The organism is Collinsella sp. CLA-ER-H10, from assembly GCF_040092475.1.
Taxonomy (GTDB): domain Bacteria; phylum Actinomycetota; class Coriobacteriia; order Coriobacteriales; family Coriobacteriaceae; genus Collinsella.
The window spans coordinates 24,726-37,612 of sequence record NZ_JBBNLM010000010.1; the positions used below are offsets into that span (position 1 = coordinate 24,726).

At 59.9% G+C, this 12,887-nt stretch carries 14 protein-coding genes; 7 read left to right on the forward strand and 7 right to left on the reverse strand.

Annotated elements, in window-relative coordinates; genetic code table 11:
* Positions 1-107 precede the first annotated feature (107 nt).
* The 5 genes from AAAX36_RS05890 to AAAX36_RS05910 form a co-directional block, all read right to left on the reverse strand.
* The gene (locus AAAX36_RS05890; RefSeq protein WP_349074568.1) at positions 108-1,538 is read right to left on the reverse strand and encodes a hypothetical protein; all 1,431 of its coding nucleotides are present in this window, start codon (positions 1,536-1,538) and stop codon (positions 108-110) included.
* Positions 1,539-1,556: 18 nt separating this feature from the next.
* Positions 1,557-1,838, reverse strand: coding sequence for a hypothetical protein (locus AAAX36_RS05895; RefSeq protein WP_035137055.1), 282 nt, complete (start codon positions 1,836-1,838; stop codon positions 1,557-1,559).
* Positions 1,822-2,421, reverse strand: a complete 600-nt coding sequence (locus AAAX36_RS05900) for a hypothetical protein (protein ID WP_117763713.1) — start codon at positions 2,419-2,421, stop codon at positions 1,822-1,824. Before AAAX36_RS05900 ends, AAAX36_RS05895 begins: the two co-directional genes overlap by 17 nt.
* 89 nt (positions 2,422-2,510) lie before the next feature.
* On the reverse strand, positions 2,511-3,020 hold the full coding sequence (locus tag AAAX36_RS05905; protein WP_117746254.1) for a hypothetical protein: 510 nt from the start codon (positions 3,018-3,020) through the stop codon (positions 2,511-2,513).
* Positions 3,017-3,313, reverse strand: coding sequence for a hypothetical protein (locus tag AAAX36_RS05910; RefSeq protein ID WP_347478246.1), 297 nt, complete (start codon positions 3,311-3,313; stop codon positions 3,017-3,019). Before AAAX36_RS05910 ends, AAAX36_RS05905 begins: the two co-directional genes overlap by 4 nt.
* A gap of 346 nt (positions 3,314-3,659) precedes the next feature.
* On the opposite strand from AAAX36_RS05910, the gene AAAX36_RS05915 reads away from it, so the two are divergent.
* Genes AAAX36_RS05915 through AAAX36_RS05925 form a run of 3 tightly spaced genes read left to right on the forward strand, consistent with a single transcriptional unit; the run spans position 3,660 to position 7,285 of the window.
* Entirely contained in the window at positions 3,660-5,261 is a 1,602-nt protein-coding gene (locus AAAX36_RS05915; protein ID WP_347478247.1) for an FAD-binding oxidoreductase, read from the forward strand.
* Between the two features lie 2 nt (positions 5,262-5,263).
* A complete protein-coding gene (locus AAAX36_RS05920) occupies positions 5,264-6,079 on the forward strand; it encodes an electron transfer flavoprotein subunit beta/FixA family protein (RefSeq protein ID WP_349074572.1) in 816 nt (271 codons plus the stop codon).
* Positions 6,080-7,285 carry an electron transfer flavoprotein subunit alpha gene (locus tag AAAX36_RS05925; RefSeq protein ID WP_349074573.1) on the forward strand — a complete coding sequence of 402 codons (1,206 nt, stop codon included), beginning with the start codon at positions 6,080-6,082 and terminating at the stop codon, positions 7,283-7,285.
* Here AAAX36_RS05925 and AAAX36_RS05930 read toward each other — a convergent pair.
* Positions 7,282-8,094 carry an HD domain-containing protein gene (locus tag AAAX36_RS05930; protein ID WP_349074575.1) on the reverse strand — a complete coding sequence of 271 codons (813 nt, stop codon included), beginning with the start codon at positions 8,092-8,094 and terminating at the stop codon, positions 7,282-7,284. The genes AAAX36_RS05925 and AAAX36_RS05930 overlap by 4 nt on opposite strands.
* Before the next feature lie 126 nt (positions 8,095-8,220).
* On the opposite strand from AAAX36_RS05930, the gene AAAX36_RS05935 reads away from it, so the two are divergent.
* The 4 genes from AAAX36_RS05935 (at position 8,221) to AAAX36_RS05950 (ending at position 11,730) form a co-directional block, all read left to right on the forward strand.
* Complete coding sequence (locus tag AAAX36_RS05935; RefSeq protein ID WP_349074576.1) at positions 8,221-8,913, forward strand: AzlC family ABC transporter permease; 693 nt, start codon at positions 8,221-8,223, stop codon at positions 8,911-8,913.
* Entirely contained in the window at positions 8,903-9,226 is a 324-nt protein-coding gene (locus AAAX36_RS05940) for an AzlD domain-containing protein (RefSeq protein ID WP_349074578.1), read from the forward strand. Before AAAX36_RS05935 ends, AAAX36_RS05940 begins: the two co-directional genes overlap by 11 nt.
* A gap of 150 nt (positions 9,227-9,376) precedes the next feature.
* Positions 9,377-10,399 carry a 2-keto-3-deoxygluconate permease gene (locus AAAX36_RS05945; RefSeq protein ID WP_349074580.1) on the forward strand — a complete coding sequence of 341 codons (1,023 nt, stop codon included), beginning with the start codon at positions 9,377-9,379 and terminating at the stop codon, positions 10,397-10,399.
* Between the two features lie 188 nt (positions 10,400-10,587).
* Positions 10,588-11,730 (forward strand): diguanylate cyclase, encoded by a 1,143-nt coding sequence (locus AAAX36_RS05950; RefSeq protein ID WP_349074583.1) that lies wholly within the window; start codon positions 10,588-10,590, stop codon positions 11,728-11,730.
* A gap of 189 nt (positions 11,731-11,919) precedes the next feature.
* Here the strand turns inward: AAAX36_RS05950 and AAAX36_RS05955 are convergent, their stop codons facing one another.
* Positions 11,920-12,855, reverse strand: a complete 936-nt coding sequence (locus AAAX36_RS05955) for a DMT family transporter (RefSeq protein WP_226790398.1) — start codon at positions 12,853-12,855, stop codon at positions 11,920-11,922.
* Between the last annotated feature and the right edge of the window lie 32 nt (positions 12,856-12,887).

A 12,887-nucleotide genomic window follows, 5' to 3' on the forward strand; every position in this document is an offset into this window, starting at 1 on the left:
TATTGATGCCAACGTGGCAATCGTAGCAGAGTGGAATGCGAGGTACATCGCGACTCATCTAATACGTTATATAAGTGGCATTAGCAACGACGCGCAGCATTTAAGCCTCAGGTGGTTGTCGGGACATAGGGATAGTATTCAAAGCGCAGTGTCATAAGCCGCTGTGGGGATTCAATAGCCGCGGCAATGATATTGGCATCGCGGGCACGATCAAACCCTTCGAGCTCGATCTGGTACGAGACGTCTTGCATAATGTCCAGACGTCGCCAGGCTAGGAGTGTGTCGCCATCGAATTCCAAGGTCTTGCCTCCGTCTGGAGCAACGGCGTATAGACGCAGCTTGGCGGTGGTTGCAGGGTCGACAACTGTGACCTTTTTAATTTCGTTTCGAGTATTCTTGGCGCCCAACAAGGTGAGTAGTGTTGGGGCCACGACCTCGCCCGATGGCAAAAAGACGACTTCGATGGATTCAGGAAATGCGATGATAGCCGACTTGCGGACGGGCTGATTGGCGGCGGCAACTTCGATGTTCGCAGCGTCGATGACCTCCGTGTGGTCGAGCGCGGCAAGCACGCAGCAGTTACCTTCATCGATCTCTTGAGGATCAGCAAGCCCCAGACTGTCCGCGAGCTCGGGATCGTTTGGATCGGCAGCGGGCTCATTCGGTGCTTCGAAAGAAGCTGGGATGCCGATTGTCGGCGACGGCGTGTCGCCCGCACCTGCTTCTTTGACCGCGCTCTCCTCTTGTATGGTTGCGTTGATGGGTTCGTCGTTTGGGGGGAGCGTCTTGGCGTCAAGCGCGGAGGGGAGAATTCCGATGGCTCCGGATCCGTTCCACTCCATTTCGAGAAGCGCCGGGTCGGCAAGAATGCATTGCCTGCTTTGCGCGTGGGCATCGATTTCAATAGGGCCTGCCTCTATCCCTCGTGTAAGGCTGAGTGATCCGGCTGGCTTCTCGAAATGAGCGTCTGTGTCTTTGGTGCTGACGGCGTAGAACAGCAGGGACGCTTCTCCCGCCGCGATGGCATCGGTACCGGCTTTGGTCAGCCGCAACGATGCCGTGAATGAGAGGGTGGGCTGCGCATCGTCTGCATTCGCGGCGGCGCAGCCCAGACATATACCGCCTCCTTTCTCGAAAAACGTACCGTCGAAGGCGACCTTCGCTCCGTTCGCCGAGTCATCGACCGAAGCGATGTCGATGCGCAGCTCTAAATTGCATGGATCGCCATCTGCATCGAGCACAACCGAGCGCCACGTGCAGATGGCGCATCCCGCCTGGGAGCCGTTCGTCTTGTTCGAACGATTGATATCCACGACTATCGAGCCGTCCGTATTACGACGAAGGCATCCCGAGGTTGAGATTGCGGCCTGTGCGATTGAAAAACGCTTGCACGCAATGGCGCTCGGCGGATTTGGTGCGGAACTTAGGGCTGCTGGTAAGGAGTCTGCCATGACGGGAGTCGCCCAAGCGGCGACAGGCGTTCCGGTTGCGAGCGCGCCGCAGAGTGCGACGACGGGCAAAAGGTTCTTCGATGCCATGGGGTCTCCTTAGCTAATTTAGTGTGGCCTGTCCGTGTTTTGTTTCTGGCTGCGTTTGATGTGCAGACCGAGGCCGGCGGTGCCCGCGCCTGCTGCTGTGGCGCCTGCTGCCAAGAGCCATCGTCTGTCGCCCGTCTGCGCCAACGGTTCCTCGCGGTCGCCGCGGTCGAGCTCCGAGAGGTCGACCGTCACTTGCGTGGCGGCCTGCGCCTGTTCTTGCTGGGCAAAGGCCATGGCTGGCCCAAACGCTAGGATGCTGACGGCGGCGGCCAGGGCGACAGCCTTATGCCGTGTGCGCACCGGGCTCGACCGTCCAGGTGATCGTTGCAACCTGATCGCCTTCGCCGGTTACGCGGAAGATGTCGCGCGTGACGCGGGCGACGTTTCCGCTTGTCTTGAGCTTAATTTTGTCCGTGCCGCCGGCAATGCCCTGGTAGCCCATGTCGAAGGCTGCGTTCTTGGAAAGATCGAGGCCCGTCTCCTGCATTGCGGCGCTGGCGTTCTGGAGTGCGCCGTCGGGGCCGACCTTAAAGTCGATGGAGTTCTGCGCGGTTCCGGCCTTGGCGTCGGCGGCAATGGTCCAGGTGTTCATGGCGTCGATCTTCATGTTGGTGACATGGATGCCGTAGGCCGAATGATTGTCGATGGTGGTCGCGTCTTCTGAGGGGCCCTGAAGCGTGCCGTCGGCCTTGGCGACGAAGGGAATAACCGTCGGAACTTTGAACTCAACGTTGTCGATCTCGGTCCTGACCATTACTTTCGTGGTTCCAACGCGCCCGGCTGCCATAGCTGGCGTCGGGGCGGCGCCCATTGCGAGCGCGAGCGCGAGCCCTGCGCCCACGACGAGCGCTCTGGCTCCGTTCATGTTCCTGGTGATGTCCATGGTCGTTCCTTTCTATTCGCCGCGGGCCGTCCCCGCGATGATTGGACGAATGCTGGTGAATTGCGTGCGGTGCCGCGTCGGCCGGAAAGCTAGTTCTCGGCTTGCTCAACCCGTACCTTGACACGTGTCGGATTGCCGTGGCTGTCGAGGGTCTTTGCATCGAGTGCCTGGATCTCGATGTACGCCTCGCCTTCTTTGATGTCGCCGGCGGGGCACGTCTCGATTGTCTTGCCGGTCTCGACCACACCGGATTCGTACATGGTCTCGTCGTTTTGGATGACGCGGAATCGCTGGGGAAATTTATTGTCTTGGACGTTTTGCACGTTGACGCGCAGCTTGCCGTCCTCCTGCAGCTGAGCGACCGGCGCGACCGAAATCGTCATCATGTTGTCGCGGACGATGGCGTCGAGCTCATCTTGGATTTCCTGACGCGTTTTGCCCTCGGCCGTCGTGACCGAAGCGCCCGCCTCGGGTACGGGCTGCGACTGCCAAGCGTATAGTCCTACGGCGACAAGGGCACAGACGATGGCCAAGCAGGCAACGATGAGCTTCTTGCGACGACCCAGGCCTGCAAAGTGGGGTGGCTTCTTCGCGCTCATGCGGCATCCTTGGCGGTATAGATGCGCGCAAAGGTGGACGGGTTCGCTCCAAAGAGCATGTGAAGCATCAGGCGGCGTGAGTAGACAAGCTCGTCGAAGTCGGGAGGGAGCTCGATGTTGTGGATATGCGCGATGCGGTGGGCGAGCGCCGAGAACGACTCGGGGTCGCAGATCACATCGGTGGTAACGTGGTAGACCGTCGTATCGGGGAATGCCTCTTCGTCGAAAGGCAGGAGATGGGGATCGTCGTCGACTTCGATGGCGATGCCGTACTGGGGCCAGTAATATGCCATGGGAACCTCCCTGCTTCTGGGGCCAAAACTTCTGTCGGTTTTGGCTGTCGATGCCGACGGTATCAGCCACTACTTGACCAATTGCTGACCAAATGCTTGACGGATTGGCGTCTCCGCAGGTAAATGGCGGCAAAAAATACTCCAACTTTTTTTAAGCGACAATCGCGCGGTCGGCGACGGCGGGGCTATATGTGTCAAAAGCATCGTCTGCCGAGGAAATCCAGCCGCTCGCCGAATTGCACGAACGTAAAAATCGCCAATTATGGAGACGGTTTCGAACACGTCGACGAAACGATGAGGTAACATCTCCCTGCAAATACTGTAGTTAGCTAAAGGGGGAGTTCGCGTGTCTGCAACCATCAAACCCTTCACCGACGAGTTCGAAGAGTATGGCCGCGATGAATCTCGCGCATCGGGCGAGGCCTCGAGCATCTCGTTTCCGACAACGGAGGACGAGGTCCGCGCCATTTTGAAAAAGCTCCATGCCGAGCGTGTTCCGGTAACGGTTCAGGGCGCCCGAACCGGCCTTGCCGCCGGTGCCGTGCCCCACGGCGGGCATATCCTCAATACTTCCCGTATGAATCGCTACTTGGGCCTTCGCCGCGATGAACAAGGCCAATTTCTGCTGCGCGTGGAGCCGGGCGTTGTGCTTTCGGAACTGCGCAAGCAGCTGGGCAAGAAGGTGCTGCCGACCGCTGGTTGGGACCAGGCATCGCTCGAGGCCTACGAGGAGTTCCAAGAGGCCCCCGAGCAGTTTTTTCCCACCGATCCCACCGAGGCATCTGCCTGTCTGGGCGGCATGGCGGCATGTAACGCCTCCGGTGCCCGCAGCTACGCCTACGGCCCCATGCGCCCACATATCACGGGACTCCACGTCGCGCTGGCTGATGGCGATTTGCTTGAGCTTCAGCGCGGCGAGGCTTTTACCCAGGGTCGCCATCTGTCGCTCGTGACGGCAGAGGGCCGCGCGCTCGAGCTCGACCTTCCCGACTACACCATGCCCAAGACCAAAAATGCTTCGGGCTATTTCGTTGCTGACGATATGGATGCCATCGATCTGTTTATCGGTGCGTGTGGCACAATCGGCGTCATCACCGAGCTCGAGATTGTCCTGCAGGCGGCGCCTGCGGTCGTTTGGGGCGTGAGCTGCTTCTTTGACAGCGAAGACAAGGCCGTGTCCTTCACCGATTCTGTGCGTCCCGTCCTGTCCCATGCGGCTGCCATCGAATATTTCGATGCGGGCGCCCTGGATATCCTGCGTCGTCAGCGTGAACAGTCGACCGCGTTCGCCTCGCTGCCTGCGCTCGACAAAGAGGCCAAGGTCTGTGTCTACGTGGAGCTCGACTGCGACGACGAAGTTCAGGCGACTGAGGAGCTGTATCACTTGGGGTGGGTACTGGAGCTTGCGGGCGGCAGTGACGATGCGACATGGGTCGCGCGCACCGAGGTCGATCGCGAGTGTCAGCGATTCTTCCGCCATGCGGTCCCCGAGAGCGTCAACATGCTCATCGACGAGCGCCGCCGCACGGATCCCACCATCACCAAATTGGGCTCGGACATGTCGGTGCCCAACGCACGCTTGGGCGATGTCATCGCCCTTTATCGCCGCACGTTGGCCGAAAGTGGGCTTGAATCTGCCGCCTGGGGGCACATCGGTAACAACCATCTGCATGTGAACATTCTGCCGCGCGATGCGCAGGATTATCGCCGCGGCGGAGAACTCTTTGCCCAGTGGGCTTCCGAGGTCACGGTCATGGGCGGCGCCGTCTCCGCAGAACACGGCGTCGGCAAGATCAAGGCGGGCTTCTTGGAGACGATGTACGGTCACGAGGCCATGGTCGAGTCGGCGCGGCTCAAGCTCCAGCTCGATCCTGACGGGCAGCTGGGTCGCGGTAACCTGTTTTCGGAGAAGCTCTTGGATGAGCTCGTCCAGAAAGGGGGCGCGTGAAGATGAGCGATTTCCATATGGTGGTGTGCGTCAAGGCCGTGCCGGGCAGCACCGAGGTCAAGATGGACCCCAAGACCAATACCATCGTGCGCGATGGCAAGCAGGCGGTCATTAATCCCTTTGACGCGAGCGCTTTGGAATGCGCGCTGGCGCTGAAGGACGACTTTATCGGCTTTGGCATGGATGTGCGCGTGACGGTGGTGTCGATGGGCATCCCCGCGACCGAGTCACTGCTGCGCGACTGCATCGCCCGCGGTGCCGACGACGCGCTGCTGCTGACCGATCGCGCCTTTGCAGGTGCCGATACCCTGGCAACCACCTACGCCCTCAAGTGCGGCATCGAAGCGCTCGACGAGGACTTCGACCTGCTCATCTGCGGCAAGATGGCGGTGGATGGCGATACGGCCCAGATCGGTCCCGAGCTTGCCGGTGCCTTTGAGATTCCCTGCGTGACCGACGTGCGCTGCGTGCAAAGCGCGGGCTTTACGACGTGTGGTGCGCTTTCGCTCGTTCACGGATGCGATGCCGGCGAGGAGACGGTGTATCTTGAGATGCCGTGCGCGATGACGACTGCCAAGGAGATTGGCCAGTTGCGTATGCCAAGTATTGCCGGTATTCGTGCGGCGGAGGAGGCGGACGTGCGCGTGGTCAGTGCCGCCGACGTGAACGCCGACCCCGCGCGTTGCGGCCTTGCCGGGTCGCCGACACAGGTCGTGCGCTCGTTTGTGCCCGACCGTGACCAAACGTGCGAGACCGTTGAGGGGACGGCGTCCGAGCAGGCGGCAAAGCTTGCCAAGATTATCGAGGGGATGGCATAGATGAGCGGACTGATTATCGATAGCGAAGCCTGTATCGGCTGCGGTCGCTGCGTTCGCGCCTGTGCCTCGGGCGGCATCGTAGTGGAAGGCGAGCGACCCAGCCGATGCGCCCGCGTAACCGACGGCTGCATCCTATGCGGTGGGTGCGTCGACGCCTGCCCCGTCAACGCTATCTCGATCGAGCGTGACGAGGCCGCTGGTACGGTGGACCTTGATGCATATCGAGACATTTGGGTCTTCGTGCAGACTGACGAGCACGATGCCGTGGCTCCCGTGGCCTACGAGCTCATGGGCAAGGGGCGCGAGCTTGCCGATGCTCGCGGCTGCCGTCTGGTGGCACTGGTCGGCATAAGCCCCGAGGGCTCGCTTGGGGACCTGGAGCATCTGGTTTGCGCGGGCGCCGACGAAGTCCTGGCCTGTCGCGACGAGCGCCTGCGCCAAAACGATGCGGAGGTCTACGCCCGCTTGATCTGCGATTTGGTAGCCGAACGCAAACCCGAGGCCATCCTATACGGTGCGACCGCTTTTGGTCGCGAACTGGCACCCGGCGTTGCCGTGCGTTTGCAGACGGGTCTTACGGCCGACTGCACCGTGCTTTCGATGGATGCGGAGTCGGGCCTACTGCAGCAGACGCGCCCGGCGTTTGGCGGCAACTTGATGGCCACCATCATTTGCCCCAACCACCGTCCGCAGATGGCAACGGTTCGTCCCGGCATCTTTAAGGCTCACGACTTCGACTACGGCCGCTCCGGCACGATCACCCAGATATCACTTGCGGATGATGCTAAGGCTCGTGTCGAGATCTCGATTCCCGCCGAGGAGTGGGGACAGCAGGCTTCGATCGCCGATGCCGAGCGCCTGGTCGTGGTGGGTCGCGGCATTGGTTCCAAGAAAAATTTGCCGCTGATGCGAAGGCTCGCCGAGGCTCTGGGAGCCGAGCTTGGTTGCACGCGACCTGTCGTGGAGGCCGGCTGGTTGGAGTATCGCCATCAGATTGGCCAGACCGGCGTATCGGTTTCGCCCAAGCTTCTCGTGAGTATCGGTGTTTCGGGCGCCATCCAGCATCTTGCCGGCATCGGTGGGGCGGAGTGCATTATCGCCATCAACGAGGACCCGGATGCCCCCATTTTTGGTGCTGCCCAGTACAAGGTTGTTGGGGACGCCGTCGAGGTCGTCGAGGAGCTGCTGGCCCAGCTTGAGCGCTAGGCGCGCGCCAGCCAGTCGCGCATCTCGTCCTTTAGGCGGCTCCAGGTTGCCTGCGTGGCGGGGTCGGTAAAGGGCCGCGTAATGCCAAAGGGCGCGTCGAGCAGGCGGTGGATATCGCCCTGTTCGCGCGCCAGCGCGCGGCTTGCTGGATAGACGAGCTCAAACATAAAGCAGATGAGTCCCACCAGGTAGTCTGCGGGCTCGTTGCGTTCATCGCGTGCGACGCAGCGGTGCTCGTCAAAGGCGGCAAGTGTCGGCGACGAGAAACGGCTGCCGAGAAACGTCTTCTCGTCCACCTTGAGGATGGTGTCGACGGTGCTGTCGGCGATGGTGCGCATAATGTCGATCTTGTCACCATCGCGCACGATATCGCAGAAGCTTCGCGTGCGCACGTCGAGCTGCGCGGGTAGACGGAAATCGCTGTGATAGGCAATGCTCGCTCGGATGAGCTCATCTTCTGCCGGGTCATCGATAAAGTCGCGGATGCTCGTTACGGCGGGTGCATCGGCGGGATTCTCGCCAAAGAGGACCTCGATGCCCAGCGCCGCATGGCTCATGCTCTCGGCGTCCTTAAAGGTGTCCCAGCGTCGCAGCTGCTCAAAGCGGCCCATATCGTGTAGCAGGCCGCAAAGCCATGCCAGGTCAATATCTTCTGACGACCAGCCCTGCTCGCGCGCTACGGCATCGCATGCCTCGGCCACGTGGTACGTATGCTCGATTTTGAGCGCGATGCGTGGGTTGGTGGCGTCGTAGGCATCGGTGTAGCTTTTGAAGGCCGCGCGCGCCCGGTCTCGATCGATAGCTGTCATAATGACTTCCTAAAAATTTGTGTCTTTCGATCCGGTGGCAATTGTAGGTGAACTCGGTTGCTGTCGGATGATGATTCTGCCGTATCGCTACATGCGGCTCGGAGACCTTGTCAGGATGAGAAGCGTATGGTGCTCAAAATCGTTAGAACCGTCTGGCCGGTGATGCTTACCTATGTTGCAATAGGCGCGCCGTGCGGAATGATCATGGGGCAGACGGGAATGGAGCCCTGGATGGTCTTTGCTCTGAGCAGCACGTTTGTGACGGGCAGCGGGCAGTTTATGATTTGCAATCTTTGGCTGGCGGGCGTACCGGCACCTTCGATTATCGCGAGCGTTGCTGCCATCTCCTCGCGTTTTGCGCTTTACTCGGCATCGATCGCGCCGCATCTGAAGAATGCCTCGAAGCGTCAGACGCTGGCTGTTGCCGCGACACTTACCGAGGAGGCATATGGCATCTCGCTTGCCAAGCTGATTGAGGGGGAGGATTGGGGCCCGCTCGAGTCCTTCGTGCTCAACGTGATCCTCATCGCAACATGGGGCGTTTCGTGTACGATGGGCGCCATCGTCGGCGCCGTTGTCGATGTTCCCACCGCCATTGCAGCCTTTGTCTGCACCTCGCTCTTTATCTGCCTGCTCTTTTCGCAGCGGCTGTCGCGCGGCAACGTTGTCGCGGCGGTTTCGGGCGCGGTGTCCGTCGCCGTATGCAAGTTCTTGGGCCTCGTGAATATTGCCGTGCCGGCAAGCGTCGTGGTCGGCATTACCATTGCGCTGGCGTGCGGTGCTGTATTTGACAGAAGAGGTGCCCGCGATGCCCGTTAACGAGTTCTTGGTTCTATGGCTGTCGTCGTGGGCTGCTATCGCGTTCTTTCGCATCGCGCCGGCGTTCGCCTTGCGCGGGCGGACCTTGTCGCCCCGCATTACCGAGGCCCTGGGCTATATCCCGCCCGCTGCCTTTGCCGCGCTGGTCGCCAACGACTTGGTGAGCCCCGGCGCGTTCGGCGCGGGACTCTGGCCTGCCTTGGTTCCCTGGATTGCGGCCGCCGGCGTCGTGGTCGTGGCGGTCAAGACAAAATCGATGCTGTGGTGCTGCGTCTCGGGCATCGTACTCTATATCGTCTTGAGCCTTATATAGGGGTGGCGTCGCGGGCGCCGAATCTCGTTCCATCCCAACTTGTCGAATTTTTCACCGAGCTGGTCTATTTCTTCTGGTACCATGGTCAAACTTTACTGTAGCAAAGCGTGACGTGGGCTTTTGTACCCCGTCAGCGGAAATGGGGGTTTCATGGGACAGGAAGCAACCGCCAACGAGCAAAAGAAATTCAGGGTCCCGCGCATCCCGGGCGACATCATGATTTACCCGATGATCGTCGGTCTTTTGCTCAACACGTTCTGCCCACAGGTTTTTGAGATCGGCGGCTTCTTTACGGCTGCCTGCCGCGGTGGCTCCAATACCATCGTCGCCGCGATTCTGCTGTTTGTGGGCGCCGGCATCAGCTTTAAGTCCACGCCGGGCGCCATCAAGACCGGCATCGTCGTGCTGATTCCCAAGCTGGTCGTCGCAGCGGCTCTCGGCCTGGGCGTGGCATATTTCTTTAACGATAACTTCCTGGGTCTGAGCTCCGTGTCTATCATCAGCGGCATTACGTTTTGCAACATGGCGCTCTACACGGGCATCATGGGCGAGTTCGGCGATGAGTCCGAGCGGGGCGCCGTCGGTATCCTGTTCTTTACGGCCGGCCCCGCCGTCACCATGATCATCCTCGGTGTCTCGGGTCTCGCCAACATTCCCATTGGCACCATTATCGGCTCCATCTTGCCGCTCGTTATCGGCATGGTTCTGGGCAACCTGTTCCCGTTTATCAAGAACCTGCTGGTTCCCGGTGCCAATCCCGCGATTGCCGTCATCGGATTTCAGCTCGGTGCGTCTATGAGCCTGTCGAGCTTTATCACCGGCGGTATTTCCGGCATCTTGCTGGGCCTTGTCACGCTGTTTGTCGTCGGTCCCATCACCTTTGCGTTCGAGCGCCTGTGCGGTGGTAACGGCAAGGCTGCCGTGGCTTGTTCCACCATCGCCGGCACGGCTATGACCACGCCGGTTGCCCTCGCCGAGGTCGCGCCGCGCTACGTCGAGCTTGCGCCCACAGCGTACGCCCAGATCGCCACCGCCGTTATCATCACGGCAATCATGGCCCCGATTCTGACCGGCTGGGTCGATAAGAAGTTCTGCCAGGGCAAGGAAGACCTGTCGCCTGCCGGTGTCAAGGCCATCGAGGAGGCCGTCGCGACCGACATCGATGACGAGTAGCAATTGGCGCCCATCAATGATGCTGGCGTGCAATTCGCGCCGCTAGAGCGCCCGGATGGTCACTGCTTGCAGTGGCCGTCCGGGCGCTCTGCTATTATTCCCCTTACCCCTGCGGAGTAGGGGGTGTTTGTTGCCCAGATTCGAATTGGGCGATTCTGACCATTCGGATATTGAAGGGATGGCGTCTAGTGGTCAAGGCACTCAAGATTGAGATATTCCTGCTATGCATGATTGTTCTTATCGGGCTTGCCGCGAGAAGTCGTCGCTCCTTGTTCTCGAGCACCCTGCAACTATTGTTTAGCATGCTTGGCTACACTTCTGCCGCGTACGTATTATTCGATATGATTTGGACGCTTTCGGATGGTGTGGACGGCACGTTGGGCATTGCAGCCAACTGGATTTCCAACGCGGTTTCGTTTTCGCTCTTTGCCATCGCGTGTCTCATTTGGTTTATCTATTCCGAGACGATGCAGGGCTCTCACCTTGTGACCTCGCGCTATAGGGTGGTGCTTGTAACGTTGCCTACGGCTCTGGTGGTCGTGCTGGCTTTTACCAGTTACTGGACGCACGCCCTGTTCTATATCGATTCGCAGGGCGTGTATCGTCGCGGCTTTGCCTATATGATCCAGCCCATTGTCAGCTACTGTTACGTTATACATACGTCCCTGCATGCGTTTGTGCAATCTCGCAGGGTCGAGAGCCTGCAGACGAAGGCTATCTATCGAACCTTGGCATTTTTCGCCATTCCGGCCCTGGTGGGCGGTACCTTTCAGATCGTATACTCGGTGCCTGGCCTTTGTGTCGGCATAATGATTAGCATGTTGCTGCTCTATATCATCTGCCAGGAGCAACTGATCTCGACTGACCCGTTGACTGGACTCAATAACCGCAACCGTTTTGAGACCTATATGCTGTCGCTCTTTTCAAATGTGGATCAGGCCGAAGATGTATATCTGCTTATGATGGACGCTGACGGCTTTAAGCAGATTAACGATCGCTATGGACATGTGGAGGGCGACCATGCTCTTCAGGTTGTTGCGACGGCGCTCAAGGATGTCTGCTCGGCGTCTGGTGGCTTTATCGCGCGTTATGGTGGCGATGAGTTCGTGGTGCTCCAAAAGGCAGCGGCGGAACAGGATATCATGCATCTGTGCGCGACAATCAACGACGAGCTCGCGCATGCCGAGGCGCCGTATGCATTGCGGATGTCCATCGGTTGCGCGCGGGTCGGCGATAGTGTTGATACCTGGCAAGACTTACTTCGCGCTGCCGATGCGGAGCTCTATCGCGTCAAGGCCGAGAAAAAGAAAGCCGGCGTACAAATACGCTAGAAAAGGGGCATACGACCGTGTTTGGTCGTGCGTCGCGTTTGCGTTTGTGGGGGGGCCACCGGCCATAATGCCCAGGCGCGGTGCGGCAAGACGGGCGTCTGCCGCCGCGACTCGGTACGAAATCAACGAGAACCAGTGTGCTCCATTAAGCTAAAGTATGCGAATGCCCTCCCTAAAAAGGTGAGCTCGCTAGGCTTTTTTGGGTTTGTTGACGATGATGATGCCGCCGCAGACCAACAACAGGGCAACGATGACGGTAACGGGGCTCGTGCCCGCGCCTTCGCCGAGCAGCAGCGCACTCAGCAGCACACCAAAGACGGGGTTCATAAACCCAAAGACCGAGACGCGGCTGACGGGGTTGACGGCAAGCAGGCGCGACCACAGCGAGTAGGCGACCGCGGAGATAAGCGCCATGTAGATGATGAGCGCGATGGCGGGGGCAATCGCCGTGGGGGAGAGCGCGCCACCCATCAAAAAGCCGATGGCGGTGAGGACAAGGCCGCCGACCAAGAACTGCCACCCGGCAAGCAAGACGCCGTCGTGCTCACGCGAGAAGATACCGATCAGGCAGGTCGAAAGGGCACCCGCGACGGTGGAGGCTAGGATAAAGCCCTCGCCATCGAGCCTGAAGCCAAAGGTGCCATCCGCGCCCGAAAGGTTGACGAGCGCGACGCCGGCAAAGCCCAGTGCACAGCCAAGCACCTTGGCCGTATTGAGCTTCTCGGTGCGAAACGCCAGGGCGGCAAAGAGGATTGCGAGGAAGTTGGCGCTGGCCTCGATGATGGAGCTCGACATGGCGCTGGCGCGCGAGAGGCCCAGATAGAAAAAGAAGTACTGCCCGATAGTCTGGAAGAGCGACAAGACAAAGATGGGCTTGATGTCGCGAGCCTGCGGAATGAGGGGGCGGCGTTGGGCCGCACTCATCCCAACGATAACCAGGGCGCCGGCAAGTGTGAAGCGCAAGCCCGCAAAGAGCAGCTGCGAGGCGCTATCGTGCGCTGGGATACCAAAGAGTGCGTAACCGATCTTGATACAGGGAAAGGCCGATCCCCAGAGTGCACAGCAGACGAGGCAGCCCAGGATGAGTCCGGGCAGGGTGGCGAGATACGGCTTGCGGCTTTCCATGATGTCCTTCCTACATGCGCGAAGCAAAAAAG

Bases quoted from the DNA above. Each gene is read 5' to 3' on its own strand.
- AAAX36_RS05890 (WP_349074568.1), bottom strand. From the start codon at position 1,538: ATGGCATCGAAGAACCTTTTGCCCGTCGTCGCACTCTGCGGCGCGCTC.
- AAAX36_RS05900 (WP_117763713.1), bottom strand. From the start codon at position 2,421: ATGGACATCACCAGGAACATGAACGGAGCCAGAGCGCTCGTCGTGGGC.
- AAAX36_RS05905 (WP_117746254.1), bottom strand. From the start codon at position 3,020: ATGAGCGCGAAGAAGCCACCCCACTTTGCAGGCCTGGGTCGTCGCAAG.
- AAAX36_RS05910 (WP_347478246.1), bottom strand. From the start codon at position 3,313: ATGGCATATTACTGGCCCCAGTACGGCATCGCCATCGAAGTCGACGAC.
- AAAX36_RS05920 (WP_349074572.1), top strand. From the start codon at position 5,264: ATGAGCGATTTCCATATGGTGGTGTGCGTCAAGGCCGTGCCGGGCAGC.
- AAAX36_RS05925 (WP_349074573.1), top strand. From the start codon at position 6,080: ATGAGCGGACTGATTATCGATAGCGAAGCCTGTATCGGCTGCGGTCGC.
- AAAX36_RS05930 (WP_349074575.1), bottom strand. From the start codon at position 8,094: ATGACAGCTATCGATCGAGACCGGGCGCGCGCGGCCTTCAAAAGCTAC.
- AAAX36_RS05935 (WP_349074576.1), top strand. From the start codon at position 8,221: ATGGTGCTCAAAATCGTTAGAACCGTCTGGCCGGTGATGCTTACCTAT.
- AAAX36_RS05940 (WP_349074578.1), top strand. From the start codon at position 8,903: ATGCCCGTTAACGAGTTCTTGGTTCTATGGCTGTCGTCGTGGGCTGCT.
- AAAX36_RS05945 (WP_349074580.1), top strand. From the start codon at position 9,377: ATGGGACAGGAAGCAACCGCCAACGAGCAAAAGAAATTCAGGGTCCCG.
- AAAX36_RS05955 (WP_226790398.1), bottom strand. From the start codon at position 12,855: ATGGAAAGCCGCAAGCCGTATCTCGCCACCCTGCCCGGACTCATCCTG.